This is a genomic window from Butyricicoccus sp. AM78-15b2TA (assembly GCF_027665985.1).
Lineage (GTDB): Bacteria > Bacillota > Clostridia > Oscillospirales > Butyricicoccaceae > Agathobaculum > Agathobaculum butyriciproducens.
In genome coordinates, this window is sequence record NZ_JAQEHY010000017.1 from 33075 (window position 1) to 49468 (window position 16394).

The window sequence follows — 16394 nt, forward strand, 5'->3', positions numbered from 1 at the left end:
CCGAAGTTGCCTTCGGCATCTTTGGGGTATCCGGTATCGGTTATGTGCGTGATTTAGTGAAATCACCGGAGTTATACCCCATCAACACAAAGGGTAAAAGGGACGATCAGTCTTCCAGCTTGACACGAGCCTCAAGGTATTTTCTCCGCTCCTCGAAACCCGATCTGCCCAGGAGTGCAAACATATTCTTCTTATAATCCTCAACACCCGGCTGATTGAACGGATTTACGCCGAGCAGGTAGCCCGAAATGCCGCAGGCCTTCTCGAAAAAGTAGACCAGATAGCCGAAATGCCAAGCATCCGTGCGGTCGATCTCAATGATGATATTCGGTGTGCCGCCGTCCATGTGGGCGATCAGCGTGCCCTCGTACGCCTTCTGGTTGACGTACTGCACGGTCTGACCTGCCAGATAATTCAGGCCGTCGATGTCCTCTTCGGTATGCTCGATGGTAATCTCGGAGCGCGGCTCCTTGACCCACAGCACGGTCTCGAACATGATGCGCGAGCCGTCCTGAATAAACTGACCGATGGAATGAAGGTCGGTGGAGAAATTCGCCGAGGTGACGAACAGACCCTTATGGTCCTTGCCCTCGGACTCATCGAACAGCTGCTTGAGCCATTCGCCGAGCATGACGAGCGACGGCTCATAGTTTACCATGATCTCCATGGATTTGCCCTTGAACAGCAGCAGATTGCGCAGTGCCGCATAGCGCGCGCAGTCGTGCAAGGAGCCCTGAGAATAGTCCTCGCGGGAGGCGGCAGCGCCTGCCATCACTGCGTCAATGTCCAGACCGGCTGCAGCCATCGGCAGCAGACCGACCGGCGTGAGCACCGAGAAACGGCCGCCGATGTTATCCGGCACGACAAAGGTCTCGTAGCCCTCGTCATCCGCCAGCTTTTTGAGCGCGCCGCGCTCCTTATCCGTCGTGGCGAAGATGCGCTCCTTGGCGCCCTCGCGGCCGTAGCGCTGCTCGCACAGCTTTTTCAGCTCGCGGAAGGCGATGGCAGGTTCGGTGGTCGTGCCCGACTTCGAGATGACGTTGATGCAGAAGTCGCGGTCACCGATCATCTTGATAATGTCGTTCAAGTAGGACGACGAAATGTTGTTGCCGGCAAAGTACACCTCCGGAATGCCCTCCGGGCGGGTCTGGTTGTAGAACTGACCGTTTACGAACTCGATGGCTGCCCGTGCCCCTAAATACGAGCCGCCGATGCCGATGACGATCAGCACATCGCAGGTCTGCTGAATCTTCTTTGCCGCCTGCTTGATGCGCGCAAACTCGTCCCGGTCGTAATCCACCGGCAGATTCAGCCAGCCAAGAAAATCGTTTCCGGCGCCGGTGCCGTTCACGAGCGTGTCCTGCGCTGCCGCGACCTGCGCGGTGTAGTCCGCAATCTCGGCCTCGGTTCGGACAAATCGCCGGAGACCGGTCAGTTTCAGTTTAATTCCCATTACTGCATTTCCCCTTTTGTTATTTCCTCCAAGCCATTTGGCGGGATTTGCTCTCCCTCTCGTATCTAAGTATAGCATACTGGCGGGAAAAGGCAAGCGTTTTGTTCAAACCTTACAAAAACTTTATCTGCTCGACTGTTTATGACAGGTAATTTTGCATTATGCAAACCGAACAAAGCCAACCAAAAAGCCGATTCCCATAGTAGAGAATCGGCAAAAATTGTTAGTAAATTGGAAAATTTGCGCAGATATCGCGTACATTTCGCCGGATATCGTTTGCCTTGTTGTCGAAATCGGTTGCGGCCTGCCAGATGAACTCGGCAATGCGGAGCATCTCCGGCGCACCGAAGCCGCGGGTGGTGACAGCGGGCGTGCCGATGCGCATGCCCGAGGTGACGAACGGACTTTCCGGGTCGTTCGGGATGGCATTCTTGTTGGCGGTGATGTACACCTCGTCCAGACGGCGCTGCAGCTCTTTGCCGGTCACGCCGGTCTTTCGCAGGTCGATGAGCATCAGGTGGTTGTCCGTGCCGCCCGCCACAAGGTCGAAGCCCTGCTTCTGGAGTGCGTCCGCGAGCACGCGGGCATTGGTGACAACATTCTGCTGATATGCCTTGAACTCGGGTCTGAGTGCCTCACCGAAGCAGACCGCCTTTGCGGCGATGACATGCTCGAGCGGGCCGCCCTGTGTGCCGGGGAAGATGGCCTTGTTAAACTTCTTTGCCAGTTCCTCATCGTTCGTCAGGATGACGCCGCCGCGCGGACCGCGCAGCGTCTTGTGCGTCGTGGTGGTGACGACATCCGCGTAGGGAACCGGACTCTGGTGCAGACCGGCAGCCACCAGACCGGCAATGTGCGCCATGTCAACGAACAGGTACGCGCCGACCTCGTGTGCGATTTCAGCGAATTTTTCAAAGTCGATGGCGCGCGGATAGGCAGATGCACCCGCGATGATCATTTTCGGCTGTTCCTTTTTTGCAAGGGCACGGAGCGCATCATAGTCAATGAGACCGTTCTCATCCACGCCGTAGGGCACGATGTTGTACAGCAGGCCGGACTGATTGACCGGCGAGCCGTGGGTCAGGTGACCGCCGTTGTCCAGGCTCATGCCGAGCACGGTATCACCCGGCTTGCACAGCGCCTGATAGACCGCCATGTTCGCCTGCGCGCCCGAGTGCGGCTGTACGTTCGCATATTTCGCGCCGAACAGCTGGCACACGCGGTGGATGGCGAGGTTTTCCACCTCATCGACGCATTCGCAGCCGCCGTAGTAGCGCTTGCCGGGATAGCCTTCGGCGTACTTGTTGGTCAGCACGCTGCCCATTGCCGCCATAACAGCCTCGCTGACGATATTTTCCGAGGCGATCAACTCAATGTTGCGCGCCTGTCGTTTGTATTCCGCTTCGATCATACGTCCGAGTTCGGGGTCGAACGCCGTCACGAAGTCCATTGCTTGACGAACCATGATACAGCCTCCTGCGGGATAAGAATTTACTATTATAATTAAACCACATTTTTCGCATGGAATCTATTGACAAACATCTGATTTTTGCGTTAACGCTTTAGCAGTTTATAGTGAAATTGTTACATTGTGCATTTTTGTGCAAACAGTTGCCCTTTTTTCGACGATATGCTACAATTATCGTAGGAAAACTTGTGGAGAGAGGATAACAAAATGACTAAGAAAGAACGTGCCGCCACCGTTACCGAGCTGTTGAAAACCGTCTATCCGGAGGCGGTCTGCGCCCTGCATTATACACACGATTATGAATTGCTGTTCGCCACCCGGCTTTCCGCGCAGTGCACGGACGCGCGCGTCAATATTGTGACAGAAAAATTATTCAAGCAGTTTCCGACCCTGCAGAGCTTCGCGGATGCGTCCGAGGAGGAGATTGCCGAGGCCATCAAGACCTGCGGCCTGTTCCGCACCAAAGCGCGCGACCTCAAAGCGTGCGCCATGATGCTGATTGCCAATTACGGCGGCAGGGTGCCGGATACTATGGAGGAGCTGCTCAAGCTCCCGGGCGTCGGCCGCAAGACTGCCAACCTCATCCTCGGGGATATTTTCGGCAAACCGGCCATTGTGTGCGATACGCACTGCATCCGTTTGTCCAACCGGCTGGGCTTCGTCAAGAACGAGAAGGACCCGGTCAAGGTGGAGAACGCCCTGAGAAAGCTGCTCGACCCGGCGGAATCCTCCGATTTCTGCCACCGGCTGGTGCTGTTCGGCCGCGAGCACTGCACCGCCCGCAGTCCGAAGTGTGAGGGCTGTCCGCTCGGTGCGGTGTGCCCGTCGTATCCCATTGCGAAATAGCATAGAGGAAAAGTGGAATTTGCGAAAAAACACAGAAAATCCACTTGGCAAATTTTCATCGTAGGAATATACTGATTTCAGAAAAAGCAAAACCGCAGAACAAGAGTGAGTAAGAGCGAGACCGCGCTTTCAGAGAGCTTTCCGGTGGTGTGAGGAGAGCAGCAGAGGACGTTACTGAATGGACTTGTGAGGGCAGCCTCAAATCCGCAGGGAGAGTATGGCTGACGGGATTCCCGCCGTTATCATGGGAGCGTGTGTGTTTGCACACGACAGAGTGGACGTTTTTGTACGTCAATTTGGGTGGTACCGCAGAAGTAACAGGCTTTTGTCCTATGATGCACTTGCATCATAGGATGAAAGCCTGTTTTGTTTGTAAATGGAGGAAAACACAATGATTACCCCAAGCTGTGATGAGATTTTAGAACTCGCGAAGGAGTATACGACCATTCCGGTCTGCCGCGAGATCTACGCCGATATGACAACGCCGATTTCGCTGCTGCGCCGCCTGCAGACGCGCTCCGACCGCTTTTTCCTGCTGGAGAGCGTGGAGGGCGGCGAAAAATGGGCGCGCTATTCCTTCCTCGGCTATGACCCCATCCTGCGTGCGACCTGCAAAAACGGAACGGTAACGCTCGAGGGTACGGTCAACAAGACGGTCAAGACCGACAAGCCGCTCACCGTACTCCGCGAGGTGCTCGGCGAGTACCGCGCACCGCGGCTTGAGGGGCAGCCGCCGTTCACGGGCGGTTTCGTCGGCTACTTCGCGTATGCCATGCTCGGCTACGCGGAGCCGACGCTCAAAATCAAGCGCGGCGCATGGGATGATTTCGACCTGATGCTGTTCGACAAGGTCATCGCGTATGACCACCTCAAGCAGAAGATCGTGCTCGTGGTCAACATGAAGACCGACAGCGTGATGGAGAATTACGGCAAGGCGTGTGCGGCGCTCGAGGGTATGGCGGCGCTGATCAACGACCAGACCCCGCTTCCGCCGCTCAAGGCAACCGGCAGGCCGCGCTTCACCTGCAACGTCACCGAGGCGCAGTACGCCGACATCGTGGAGAAAACCCGCGAATACATCTGATGGGGACGAGATCATGTGTTCCTCTCCGGAAACGCTCGTCCGACTGGATAACGGCCGCCTGACTACCTTCCCGGTTGCGGGCTCGCGTCCGCGCGGCAAAACGCCGGAGGAGGATAAGGCACTCGAGAACGAGCTGCTGGCCGACGAAAAGGAGCTTTCCGAGCACAATATGCTGGTCGATCTGGGCCGCAACGACCTTGGCCGCGTGTCCAGGATCGGCACGGTCGAAGTCACCGATTACATGATGATCCACCGCTATTCCAAGATCATGCACATCTGCTCGCAGGTCGAGGGCGACATTGACGAAAAGTACGACGCCTGCGACGCCATCGAAGCCGTGCTTCCGGCGGGCACCCTGTCCGGCGCACCCAAGATCCGCGCGTGCGAGATCATCGAGGAGCAGGAGAGCGAGCCGCGCGGCGTATACGGCGGCGCACTCGGCTATCTGGATTTCACCGGCAATATGGATACCTGTATCGCCATCCGCATGGCTGCCAAGAAGAACGGCATCGTGACCGTGCAGGCGGGCGGCGGCATCGTCGCGGATTCCGTGCCGTATAACGAGTATATGGAAAGCGCAAACAAGGCAAAGGCAGTTATGAACGCCATCGAGCGTGCATCGGAGGTAGACGGATAATGATTCTCCTGATCGACAATTACGATTCTTTTTCCTATAACCTGTTTCAGCAGGCGGCGGCCATCGAGCCGGAAATCAAGGTAGTCCGCAATGATGCGCTCACCGTCAGCGAAATCGAGGGACTGAATCCCTCGCACATCATTCTTTCTCCGGGGCCCGGCTATATGAAAAACTTTCTGTCTATGTAAAGTTTGACCAGAACCGTAGGGCGGGCTGCCCTACGGAGAAGATATCAATTAGTAATGATATAGTAGATGTAATAGAAAGGTCGATATATAATGATTCAGCTTGCAATTCACGAAGCGATCAACGGTCGTGATTTGGACTACACCATCGCTCGTGCAACAATGGAGGAAATGATGGACGGCACCGCGACCGACATCGAAATGGCAACCCTGCTGACGGCGCTCCGCATGAAGGGCGAAACCATCACTGAGATTACCGCCTGCGCCGAGGTCATGCGCGAAAAGGGCGCGCACATTGAGCCGAAGGGCGCGGTCATGGACATTGTAGGTACCGGCGGTGACGAGGTTGGCTCGTTCAACATCTCCACGACCGCCGCGTTTGTGGCGGCGGCAGGCGGTATGCCGGTTGCAAAGCACGGCAACCGGTCGGTTTCGTCCAAGTCGGGCGCGGCTGACGTGCTCGAGGAGCTGGGCGTTGTTCTTTCTCTGTCTCCCGAGCAGAATGAGAAGGTGCTTGCGGACACCGGCATCTGCTTCCTGTTCGCACAGGGCTATCATAAGTCGATGAAGAACGTGGCTCCCGTCCGCAAGGGCATGGGTGAGCGCACTATTTTCAACGTGCTCGGCCCGCTGTCCAACCCGGCGCGCGCGACCATGCAGCTGCTCGGCGTGTACGATGAAAAACTGGTCATGCCGATGGCGCAGGTGCTCTCCAACCTCGGCGTAACGCGCGGCATGGTGGTCTGCGGCAGCGGCATGGATGAGGCGAGCCTGATTGGCAGGAACAAGGTCTGCGAAATCCGCGACGGCAAGCTGACGCCGTATGAACTCGACCCGACCGAATACGGTCTGTCCCTGTGCACGGTGGATGACCTGCGCGGCGGCTCACCCAAGGCAAACGCATAGTCACCCGCGACATTCTTGCAGGCCGTGAGCAGGGCGCGAAGCGCGAGGAGATCCTGCTGAACGCCGGTATCGCGCTGTACCTCGGTCTGGACGGCCTGACGCTGGCGGACGGCATCAAAAAGGCCGCAGAGATCATCGACAGCGGCGCGGCGCTCGACAAGCTCGACCGGTTCGCGGCGGCAACGCAGGAGGCGGCAAAGGCATGATTCTCGACGAACTGGCGGCGCATGCCCGCGAGCGTGTTGCGGCGGACAAGACGAAAATCCCGCTCGAGGACATGAAGGCGCAGGCGGAAGCACTCCCGCAGGACGATTTTCGGTTCGAGAAGGCGCTTGCCGGCAAGGACTGCGCGTTTATCTGCGAGGTCAAGAAGGCCAGTCCGTCCAAGGGTGTTATCGACCCGGTGTTTGACTTTGCGTCCATCGCGCAAAGCTACGAGGACGCGGGCGCGGACTGTGTTTCGTGCCTGACCGAACCCAAGTGGTTCCTCGGCTCGGATGAGATTTTCAAGAAGGTCAGGGAAATCGTCACCAGACCGATGATCCGCAAGGATTTTACCGTGGACGAATATCAGATTTATCAGGCAAAGGTTCTCGGCGCGGACGCGGTGCTTCTCATTTGCACGCTGCTCGACACCGAAACCATACGCGGCTACATCGGCATTTGTGACAAATTAGGCATAAGCGCTTTGGTGGAAACGCATGATGCACAGGAGATGCAGTCCGCGGTTCGAGCGGGCGCACGGCTCATCGGCGTGAACAACCGCAACCTCAAGGACTTCACCGTGGACCTCGGCAACGCGGCGCGGCTGCGCGAGGGCGCACCGGCGGGCACGGTCTTTGTGGCCGAGAGCGGCGTTTCCTCTCCGGCGGATGCGGCGGCTTTGAGAAAGACCGGCGCGGATGCCGTTCTGGTAGGCGAGTACCTCATGCGTGCCGCAGACAAGAAACAGGCGCTTGACGCACTCAGGGAGGCCACAAAATGAAACTGAAATTCTGCGGACTGACCCGCAAAGCGGATATTGAGGCCGCGAACGAAACAAAACCGGACTTTATCGGCTTTGTGTTCGCAGAGAGCCGCCGGCATATGTCGGATATGGATGCGGCGCGGCTCAAGGAGCACCTCGACCCGGAGATTAAGGCGGTCGGCGTGTTCGTGAACGACGAACCCGAGCACATCGCCGCGCTGGTGCGCGATGAGGTTATCGACATCATTCAGCTGCACGGCGGCGAGAGCCTGCATTATATAAACAAGCTGCGAAAGCTGACAAGCGCGCCCATCGTCTACGCGGTGCGCGTGGAGACCCACCGCGACATTGAGCAGGCGGACACCCTGCCGGTGGATTATCTGCTGCTGGATACCTATGTAAAGCACGCCTACGGCGGCAGCGGCAAGACGTTCGACTGGTCGCTGATAGGCGAGGTAAACCACCCGTATTTTCTCGCGGGCGGGCTGAATGAAACCAACGTCCAAAGAGCCGCACAGACCGGCGCGTATGCGCTCGACCTGTCCAGCGGCATCGAAACGGACGGTGTAAAGGATATGGACAAGATGCGCCGCGTATCGGCGCTTGTGAAAGGAGCAAACCAATGAGCAAGGGACGTTTTGGCGTACACGGCGGTCAGTACATGCCGGAAACGCTGATGAACGCGGTGATCGAGTTGGAGGAAGCCTACAACCACTATAAGAACGATCCGGCATTCAACGCAGAGCTGACCGAGCTGCTGAACAACTACGCAGGCCGTCCGTCGCGGCTGTACTTTGCGGAGCATATGACAAACGACCTCGGCGGTGCGAAGATCTACCTCAAACGCGAGGATTTGAACCACACCGGCGCCCATAAGATCAACAACGTGCTTGGTCAGGCACTGCTGGCGAAAAAGATGGGCAAGACCCGTCTGATCGCAGAGACCGGCGCCGGTCAGCACGGTGTTGCGACCGCGACCGCTGCCGCTCTCATGGGCATGGAGTGCGTGCCGCACGTTAAGGCGTACGTTAAGAGCATGAAAGACGCGGTACGCTCCGCAAACTAAATAGAAACAGGGAGAAACAAGTGTTTCTCCCTGTTTTTGTGTTTCATGGTATCAACATGATGCAATATCTTACGTTAATGGACGGTGATACCGTGTAAATCATCTGCACATGCGTAACCGTAGGGGCGAACATGGTTCGCCCACGCACTCGTTTAACCGAAATGCGGGAGCACACTGTGCTCCCCTACGGGATAGACGGTGCAAAGGTTAATAATTGTCAGCCTTGAGTTCAAAGTAGGCTTTAGGATGTGCACAAACCGGGCAGACCTCCGGCGCCTGTCTGCCAACCACGATATGTCCGCAGTTGGAGCACTGCCATACACAGTCGCCGTCGCGGGAAAAGACCAGCTTGTCCTCGACATTCCTGAGCAGCCTGCGGTAGCGTTCCTCGTGCTCCTTTTCGATCGCGCCGACCATCTCGAACAGGTCTGCGGTATGGTCGAAGCCCTCCTCACGCGCCTCCTTGGCGAAGGTGGCATACATATCGGTCCACTCGTAGTTTTCGCCCTCTGCGGCAGCCTTGAGGTTGGCTGCAGTGTCATCAATGCCGCCGTTGAGCAGCTTGAACCAGATTTTCGCGTGCTCCTTCTCGTTTGCGGCGGTTTCCTCGAAGATTTTCGCAATCTGCACATAGCCGTCCTTTTTCGCCTTGGAGGCAAAGAACGTGTACTTATTGCGTGCCATGGATTCGCCTGCAAATGCGGTCTGCAGGTTTGCTTCGGTGCGGGTGCCCTTGAGTTCTGCCATAATAGTTATCCTTTCTCCGTTTTTCCTATTCTTCCTGTCTCTTTTGACGGTCAGACCGTTCTGACTACTCTTTTAGTCTTTCCTGCAAGCGCTGCAAATACCCTCGAACAGAATTTCGTACCGATGCAGCTCCACGCCGGAGGAATCCTCCACGCGGTCGATGAGATCGGTGACAGGCGGCATAAATACATCAAAAACGCCGCCGCACTTGGTGCACCGCACATGATAATGCGGCTTGATGTTGAAATCAAAGTGATCGGCACCGGTCGGCACAGGCACGCGCAAAATCTCGCCCTGAGCTGCCAGCTGGTTCAGATTGCGGTAAACCGTGGCCTTGCTGATGGTCGGGTGCTGCGCCGCGATAAAGGCATAAATCGCATCTGCGGTAGGGTGGTTGTGCAGCTGATTCACTGCCTGCAATACAATCTGACGCTGAATGGTGTTTCTGGTCTGCATAAAATGCACCTCCTTTATTAGTATTACTTCTTAATTAAGAGTATATTGTAAATTTATATTTTTGTCAATCGGTAAGAAGTACTTTTTTGAATAATATATGGGAGGAGATTTTGAAAAGAGTGCAGGCGATACGGAGAGTAATATAAACCGGGGAATGGAGATGGCAGTATGAATCGAACGGAGTTAGAAAAATATATACGGAATAGTTATGGTACAGAGCCGGATTATCCGTGGATAAAGTATCCGAATTATGGAGTGTTCCGCCATAGCAGTAATAAAAATGGTTTGCCGGGTGCGGATGAAAACAAAAACGAGCCGTGAATCACATGAAGATTCACGGCTCGTTTGTTATAGTACATAAAGAAACACCATCAGATAATGACAAACGCTGCCGACGATTACGAACAGATGAAACAGCTCATGAAACCCGATCATTTTTCCTAAATTCGGCTTTTTGGCGATATAGATCACGCCGCCGACCGTATACGACAGACCTCCGGCAGCCAGCAGGGCAATGGCAGGCGCGGGCATGGACAGCACAACCCCGAAATCAAACGCAATCGCCCAACCGAGCGCGAGGTACAGCGCGGTGCCGATGAGACGCGGCGCGTCAATCCACAGCAGCTTGATGGCAATGCCGGTCAGCGCAATCAGCCAGATCACGCCGAGAAAGACATAGCTGCGCGGCGCAGGCATGAATTTGAGAATAATCGGCGTATAGCTGCCCGCGATCAGCACATAGATCATGCTGTGGTCGAGTTTTTTCAGCCGCCGCAGGACGGCTTCGCCGCGGCCGGAGAAATGGTACACGCTGCTTGCGGAGTACAGCGCGATCAGCGACAGGCAGAACACCACGGCAGCCGCCGCCAGCGAGCCGGTGACGGAAGAATCGAACAGCAGCCGCACGAGCAGCACGAACAGTCCGGCGCCGCTGAGCACCGCACCGATGAAATGAGAGTAACTGGAAAACGGCTCGCGGGCCTTGAGAAATGCACGTGGCATACAAACTCCTCCTTTTGCTATGTAGAGTTAAAAACTATATCACATCTGTTATGATACCACATTTTCCGAAAATTGCAAGTGCTTTCTCCAAATTGTCACCATGAAAAAAGCACCGTCTTTGTTAATCAAAGACAGTGCTTGAAAAATCAGGTATACGATTTCGGAATCTTTATGGTTCTCTCCTGTGCGGGAAGGTGCCGGGCGACTTCCTGCCGGATTTTCTCATTCTTGATCATGGTCGGCATGTGCGCCCGCACGGTAATATCGTGCGAGGCGTTCGGGTTCGCCGGAAGAATATCGCTCAGTTTGGTGTCCATCGTGATGCGATAACGCGGCAGATCGGTCAATTTGCGCTGAATAGACGCCGTTCCGGTGTTGGTCAGCACGCTGACCTGGATACCGTTTTTCTGCAGCAGCGGCTGCATCCACGCATCGCGCGCGCCGAACGGATATGCGAAAAACAGCACGTTTTTCTGGCTGGTATTTTGCGTGATGAGGTCGATGCTCTGCTTGAGGTCCTCGCCGACGCGCTTGTTATACGCCGCCTGCGACTCGCCCTTCAGCCGCTGGATGCCGTTGATGCCGTCCGGTGCGGTCAGTCCGCCGTACTGCGGGTTGTGCAGGTTGTAGGTGTGAGAACCCAGTTCTACCAGACCACTGTCGGCCATTTCGGCTGCCTCATCCCACTTGAGGAAAAAGCGGTTCGCTTCCGTGTTGTCGTTTGCGCGGATGCTTTTGCCGATCAGTGCAATGACGGCCTTCATGCCGGTTTTCTGCAGAATCGGGTACGCAATATCGTAATTGGAGCGATAACCGTCGTCAAAGGTGATCATGACCGGCCGCTCGGGCATGGACTCCCTTCCGGCTCGGATGTCGATCAAATCCGAGGAGAGCAGCGGCGTGTAGCCGTTGTATTCCAGATATTCCATGTCCTCCTGAAACCGCTCGCCGGTGATGGTCATGCTCGTCACGGCGGACGGGTCGTTCGTCAGGTTGTGATACATCAGAATCGGAACCTTCGAGGCAGTATTTGCCGCGCTGCAGCTGATACAGGATACAAAAAATGCACCTGTCAGTCCGAAAAGGACCAGGCGTTGCCAGAATTTTTTCATATGTAAGCCTCCTACCGCTTATTGTACGTTCAGTATACCATAATATAGTGGGTTTGTCGAGCGGCATAACTCTTGCGTGAAGCGCGCAAAAGGCTTATAATAATAGCGTTGCAGACCGCACGGACAGACGAAAAATTGCGTGTTTCCGTTCGGTACCGCAGTTGTTAATATTTTGTAAAAAGATGAGGTGAACGCCATGCCGCGGCTGGAGAAAACCATAGAAGCGGTCTTTGCCGACCGCGATATCATGCCCGACGAGGTGCCGCAGCTTGACCTGTATATGGATCAGGTGCTGACGCTGTTCGATCAGTGTTTATCAGGCAGCAAGCGCACGCCGGAGGACAAGCTGCTGACAAAAACCATGGTCAACAACTACGTCAAGGAAGGGCTTATGACGCCGGTGAAGGGCAAAAAATACACGCGCCAGCAGATCATGCAGCTGCTCTGCGTGTACCATTTGAAGCAGACGCTGCGCTTAAACGATGTGAAGGCGCTGACCGGTCGGGACGATGTGGACTTTGCGGCGTGCTACGAGCATTTGCTCGCGGACAAGAAGCGCATGCGCGAAGCCATTCCGCCGCTGCTGACTGCCCAGCTGCCCGAGACGCCGGACGACCCGGAGGAGCGGCTGTGCACATGCCTTGCGCTCAGCGAAATTGCAAATTATTTACGTCGGCTGTGCGAAAGCATGATCGACGATATCCCGCAGCAGACAGAAGGAGATTGAGATCCATGTCCATCGAAAAAGCAAAAGCGTATCTGCGTCAGTTCGGCGCAGAGGATCGCGTGATCGAATTCCCGGTGTCCAGCGCGACCGTGGAGCTGGCCGCCGAAGCTGCCCACTGCGAACCGGCACGCATCGCAAAAACGCTGTCGTTCCGCACGAATGACGGCGTGATCCTCATCGTTGCGGCAGGCGACACCAAGATCGACAACCCGAAGTACAAGGCGCGGTTCGGCTGCAAGGCGCGGATGCTCGCGTTTGAGGAGGTCGAGACGGAGATCGGTCATGCGGTCGGCGGTGTGTGCCCGTTCGGCGTGAATGGCGGCGTGACGGTCTATCTCGATGAATCGCTCCGACGGTTCGAGACGGTATTCCCGGCGTGCGGCTCGTCCAACTCAGCCATCGAGGTCACCATCCCAGAACTGGAGAAATTCTCCGGTTTCAAGGCATGGGTGGACATCTGCAAGGGCTGGAGAGAGGCGTGAGCACGGTTGCCATCGGGCAGTTCAGCGCCGGAGAGGACAAAAATGCCAATCTCAGGGAAATAGAACGCCTTGCACAAATGTCGTCGGAAAATGGAGCAAAAATGCTGTTTTTGCCGGAATACAGCATGTATTACGCAAAAGTGAACGCACGGTCGAAAAATATCGAGGCCGCAGAGCCGTGTGACGGCCCGTTCATTATTGCGCTCGGTGAGCTTTGCAGGAGATACGGCCTGTGGATTGCCGCAGGCATGTACGAGCGCACGGACGGTCTGCCGTACAACACGATTGCGGTTCTTGATGACCGCGGCAGCCTGCGCGGAACGCACCGCAAGAACCGTTTGTACGATGCGTTCGGCTATCGGGAATCCGATGAGTGCCGGGCAGGGGACAAGCCGTTTTCGCCCATCGAGACACCCGCCGGAAAACTGGGTATCATTACCTGCTTCGAGCTGCGGTTTCCGGCGCTGGCTGCCGAGCAGAAGGCGCGCGGCGCCGAGACGCTGTTCGTTCCGGCGGGCTGGGTGCAGGGCGAGAACAAGCTGCTGCACTGGCGCACCCTTCTGTGCGCGCGAGCCATCGAGAACGGCCTGACCGTGCTCGGCGCAGACCAGTATGCGCCCGGAAAATTCGTCGGGCACAGCATGGCGTTTCAGCCGGACGGCACCGCGCTCGGTGAACTCGGGGAAGAACAGGATTTGCTTATCGTGAAAATAAATTGATGAAAATTAAGGCAATACCGCATAATTGGACAAGAGCGATTTGCGAGTAAATTTTGCGCACTGACGAGGCGCGGTTTTGCGGTAATACTTGACGTATTACCGTGAAATCGCAACAAAGTCAGGGCACAAAATTTCCGCAAAGCGCCGCAGCTTTAATTGTGCGGTGTTGCCTTAAGTGAAAGGGGAGAGGGGATGAAGGCTGCAAAGTTTTTTAGCATCTGCGAAATCGTTTGCTTTGTCGGTCTGGCGCTGTCGTATGCAGGCGAATTTCTGTGCGCTTTTGTGGCGCAAGGAACGGATAAGGACATATTTCAGATGGGATTATTCCTGTTCTGGCTGCTTATTGGGCCGTTGGCAATCTGCAATCTGATTTGCGCTGCTGTGATGTACAGGCGGCTGTCCGACCCGGCGGTGCGGCAGACGCTGTGGCGCTGCATCATTGCAATGAAGTGCATCGCGATTCCAATGTTCCTGCTGAATTTCTTTTTCGGCATGATTTACGGCATGTTTACGCTGATTTTCCCGATGACGCTGCCGGTCGTGCTCTTACAAATTCTGGTTGCCTGGTTTGCCATGATAGCCTCGTCCGGCTACTGCATTGCGCTCATCCTGTATGCGCGGAAACAGGGTGCAATCGGCACCGGAACCGCAGTCCGGCAGGTCATTTCCCAGTTTATTTACGTTGTTGATGTCATTAGCCTGTTTTTCATTCGTAAGACGGTAAAAGAATGCGAAACGGCACAATAAGTTCAAAAAAGGAGTATTATCATGCAGTTTGATCCTACATTATATGTCATTACGGACAGTACCTACCACACCACCGAAACCCTGCTCCGCGCGGTGGACGAGGCGTGCAGGGGCGGTGCAACGCTCATTCAGCTCCGCGAGAAGGACACCGGCGGACGCAGCTACCTTGAGCTGGCGCAGCAGGTCAAGTCCGTCACCGACCGCTACAGCGTGCCGCTCATCATCGACGACCGCGTGGATGTTGCCATTGCCTGCGATGCGGCCGGCGTGCATGTCGGCGCGAGCGACCTGCCGGTGGCGGTCTGCCGCAGGCTGCTCGGCCCGGATAAGATCGTTGGCGCGACCGCCAAGACGGTCGAAGCAGCCGTTGCCGCGTACAACGACGGCGCGGATTACCTCGGCACCGGCGCCATTTACCCGACGACTACCCACGTTACCACCAAGGTTACGCCGGTCTCCGTGCTGAACGATGTGTGCCGTGCGGTCCCGATTCCGGTGGTTGCCATCGGCGGCCTGAACGCGGATAACATGGACGTGCTGGCTGACAGCCCCATCAAGGGCATCGCCGTGGTCTCTGCTGTCATGAAGGCGGACGATCCGTGCGCGGCTGCCGCGCATATCAAGGAAAAGTTCCTGAAAATGATGAATAAGTAAGAAAAAGCTCCGAAACAGGTGTTTCGGAGCTTTTCTTTTGCGGGTCAGTTGTTTGGCTCGATCGCGTAATCGTAGACTTCGTGTCCGCTTTCGAGCACCTTGCCGTCCACGGTGATGAGCACAGCGGTTGCGCCGCGCGCCTGCGCGAACGTGTTGACCAGTGCGTAGATCTTGAGCGTTTCACCGGCGGTGCCGGAGGCGCGGATCGCCTCGCCGAAGGCGGCATTCATGTCGAGCGTGAGCGTGCCGTTCTCGAGTGACGAGGACTGCACCTTGACGCCATCGGGCAGCGAGCCTGCGGCGATGAGTGCGTCCACGAGCGACTGGTCGGAGTCGTCCTTCGCGTCTGCGCCGGTCGGCGTGAGTGTTTCACCCTGTTCATCCGGAACGTAGATCGTGACCGACTCCGTGCCGCTCGGATTGGGGTTTTCCGGCTGTACGGCAGGTTTATCGGTCTTGGAATCGGACGGTTTGCCGGAATTGCTGTCGTCCGGCGTGGTCGGGTTCTCCGGCTTGGTAACAGAAGGCTTTTCCGGCTCATCGGCGGGCTTGCTGCGGATATATCCATATACACAGGCTGCGGCGACTACTGCAATGATCGCAATTACGGCTATAATAACTTTTGAGCGTTTCATTGTAAACGCCTCCTTTCTCTTACAAGCTTATTGTACCAAGCCAGACGGGAAAATACAAGGGATATACTGTTAACAAACGGCGGCTTTTTGCCCCGGTTTGGGCGGCAGTTTTTTTCAGCACCGGCTGAGCGGGGTGCCCGAACTGCGTCAGCGTGTTCGCCCCTTCCGGGCGGCAGCTTTTTTCAGCACCGGCTGAGCGGGGTGCCCGAACTGCGTCAGCGTGTTCGCCCCTTCCGGGCGGCAGCTTTTTTCAGCACAGACCCAGCGGGGTACTTGAACCGCGCACGCGGTTCACCCTATCCGGGCGGCAGTCTTTTTCGCTGAACCTCAGCGGGGCGTGCGCCTACCCGGCGGGGGCACAAGAGGGTAGACACCTACGGTTTCCACCCTCTTGTGAATCACCCCTTTCCCTTGGATAGTCTGGCGCAGATTGCCTACATGTGACCGCTGCGAAATAGGGGAACGGCAGAGGATTTTTTCTTCCGTGTCTTTCTCAACCTG

General features: G+C 56.2%; 17 protein-coding genes, 3 pseudogenes and 1 other annotated feature. Of the genes and pseudogenes, 13 read left to right on the forward strand and 7 right to left on the reverse strand.

The features are described 5' to 3' along the window. Positions 1–106 precede the first annotated feature (106 nt). Both PGS25_RS13225 and glyA read right to left on the reverse strand, forming a co-directional pair. On the reverse strand, positions 107–1453 hold the full coding sequence (locus tag PGS25_RS13225) for a glucose-6-phosphate isomerase (RefSeq protein ID WP_270419030.1): 1347 nt from the start codon (positions 1451–1453) through the stop codon (positions 107–109). 223 nt (positions 1454–1676) lie between these two features. Then, entirely contained in the window at positions 1677–2918 is a 1242-nt protein-coding gene (glyA, locus tag PGS25_RS13230; protein WP_270419031.1) for a serine hydroxymethyltransferase, read from the reverse strand. A gap of 210 nt (positions 2919–3128) precedes the next feature. On the opposite strand from glyA, the gene nth reads away from it, so the two are divergent. The 7 genes and pseudogenes from nth to PGS25_RS13265 all read left to right on the forward strand — a co-directional run bounded on the left by nth (position 3129) and on the right by PGS25_RS13265 (position 8612). Further along, the gene (gene nth / locus PGS25_RS13235; protein ID WP_117492143.1) at positions 3129–3767 is read left to right on the forward strand and encodes an endonuclease III; all 639 of its coding nucleotides are present in this window, start codon (positions 3129–3131) and stop codon (positions 3765–3767) included. A gap of 86 nt (positions 3768–3853) precedes the next feature. Next, positions 3854–4103, forward strand: a binding site (T-box leader). Positions 4104–4158: 55 nt separating this feature from the next. After that, positions 4159–5488: pseudogene (locus tag PGS25_RS13240) on the forward strand (anthranilate synthase component I family protein). Further along, positions 5488–5649 (forward strand): annotated as a pseudogene (locus PGS25_RS13245) (glutamine amidotransferase-related protein); the annotation flags it as partial. The pseudogenes PGS25_RS13240 and PGS25_RS13245, both read left to right, overlap by 1 nt. 117 nt (positions 5650–5766) lie before the next feature. Then, positions 5767–6785 (forward strand): annotated as a pseudogene (trpD, locus tag PGS25_RS13250) (anthranilate phosphoribosyltransferase). Further along, complete coding sequence (gene trpC / locus PGS25_RS13255; RefSeq protein ID WP_270419033.1) at positions 6782–7564, forward strand: indole-3-glycerol phosphate synthase TrpC; 783 nt, start codon at positions 6782–6784, stop codon at positions 7562–7564. Before trpD ends, trpC begins: the two are co-directional and overlap by 4 nt. Continuing rightward, positions 7561–8172, forward strand: a complete 612-nt coding sequence (locus PGS25_RS13260; RefSeq protein WP_270419035.1) for a phosphoribosylanthranilate isomerase — start codon at positions 7561–7563, stop codon at positions 8170–8172. The genes trpC and PGS25_RS13260 overlap by 4 nt, the downstream gene beginning before the upstream one ends. Beyond that, positions 8169–8612 carry a pyridoxal-phosphate dependent enzyme gene (locus tag PGS25_RS13265; protein WP_442865306.1) on the forward strand — a complete coding sequence of 148 codons (444 nt, stop codon included), beginning with the start codon at positions 8169–8171 and terminating at the stop codon, positions 8610–8612. The genes PGS25_RS13260 and PGS25_RS13265 overlap by 4 nt, the downstream gene beginning before the upstream one ends. Positions 8613–8819: 207 nt before the next feature. Here the strand turns inward: PGS25_RS13265 and rbr are convergent, their stop codons facing one another. Together rbr and PGS25_RS13275 are read right to left on the reverse strand one after the other, a co-directional pair. After that, the gene (rbr, locus tag PGS25_RS13270; protein ID WP_270419037.1) at positions 8820–9359 is read right to left on the reverse strand and encodes a rubrerythrin; all 540 of its coding nucleotides are present in this window, start codon (positions 9357–9359) and stop codon (positions 8820–8822) included. A gap of 72 nt (positions 9360–9431) precedes the next feature. Beyond that, on the reverse strand, positions 9432–9815 hold the full coding sequence (locus tag PGS25_RS13275; protein ID WP_118360766.1) for a Fur family transcriptional regulator: 384 nt from the start codon (positions 9813–9815) through the stop codon (positions 9432–9434). A 168-nt stretch (positions 9816–9983) separates the two neighbouring features. Between PGS25_RS13275 and PGS25_RS13280 the strand changes: the two genes are divergently transcribed. Beyond that, positions 9984–10136: a hypothetical protein gene (locus PGS25_RS13280; RefSeq protein WP_270419039.1), complete on the forward strand. Its 153-nt coding sequence runs from the start codon at positions 9984–9986 to the stop codon at positions 10134–10136. A gap of 27 nt (positions 10137–10163) precedes the next feature. Here the strand turns inward: PGS25_RS13280 and trhA are convergent, their stop codons facing one another. Both trhA and PGS25_RS13290 read right to left on the reverse strand, forming a co-directional pair. After that, on the reverse strand, positions 10164–10817 hold the full coding sequence (gene trhA, locus PGS25_RS13285) for a PAQR family membrane homeostasis protein TrhA (RefSeq protein WP_110437338.1): 654 nt from the start codon (positions 10815–10817) through the stop codon (positions 10164–10166). Positions 10818–10963: 146 nt separating this feature from the next. After that, entirely contained in the window at positions 10964–11929 is a 966-nt protein-coding gene (locus PGS25_RS13290; RefSeq protein ID WP_270419040.1) for a polysaccharide deacetylase family protein, read from the reverse strand. A 196-nt stretch (positions 11930–12125) separates the two neighbouring features. Here PGS25_RS13290 and PGS25_RS13295 point away from each other — a divergent pair, with 196 nt between their 5' ends. The 5 genes from PGS25_RS13295 (at position 12126) to thiE (ending at position 15258) form a co-directional block, all read left to right on the forward strand. Continuing rightward, on the forward strand, positions 12126–12656 hold the full coding sequence (locus PGS25_RS13295; RefSeq protein WP_117492121.1) for a DUF1836 domain-containing protein: 531 nt from the start codon (positions 12126–12128) through the stop codon (positions 12654–12656). Between the two features lie 5 nt (positions 12657–12661). Further along, positions 12662–13138: a YbaK/EbsC family protein gene (locus PGS25_RS13300; protein ID WP_270419042.1), complete on the forward strand. Its 477-nt coding sequence runs from the start codon at positions 12662–12664 to the stop codon at positions 13136–13138. Continuing rightward, a complete protein-coding gene (locus PGS25_RS13305) occupies positions 13135–13857 on the forward strand; it encodes a nitrilase-related carbon-nitrogen hydrolase (protein WP_270419043.1) in 723 nt (240 codons plus the stop codon). The genes PGS25_RS13300 and PGS25_RS13305 overlap by 4 nt, the downstream gene beginning before the upstream one ends. Before the next feature lie 192 nt (positions 13858–14049). Next, entirely contained in the window at positions 14050–14604 is a 555-nt protein-coding gene (locus PGS25_RS13310; protein WP_270419044.1) for a DUF6652 family protein, read from the forward strand. Between the two features lie 21 nt (positions 14605–14625). After that, the gene (gene thiE / locus PGS25_RS13315) at positions 14626–15258 is read left to right on the forward strand and encodes a thiamine phosphate synthase (protein WP_110437332.1); all 633 of its coding nucleotides are present in this window, start codon (positions 14626–14628) and stop codon (positions 15256–15258) included. Positions 15259–15302: 44 nt separating this feature from the next. On the opposite strand, the gene PGS25_RS13320 is transcribed toward thiE, so the two are convergent. Beyond that, positions 15303–15893, reverse strand: coding sequence for a GerMN domain-containing protein (locus PGS25_RS13320; protein ID WP_270419045.1), 591 nt, complete (start codon positions 15891–15893; stop codon positions 15303–15305). Between the last annotated feature and the right edge of the window lie 501 nt (positions 15894–16394).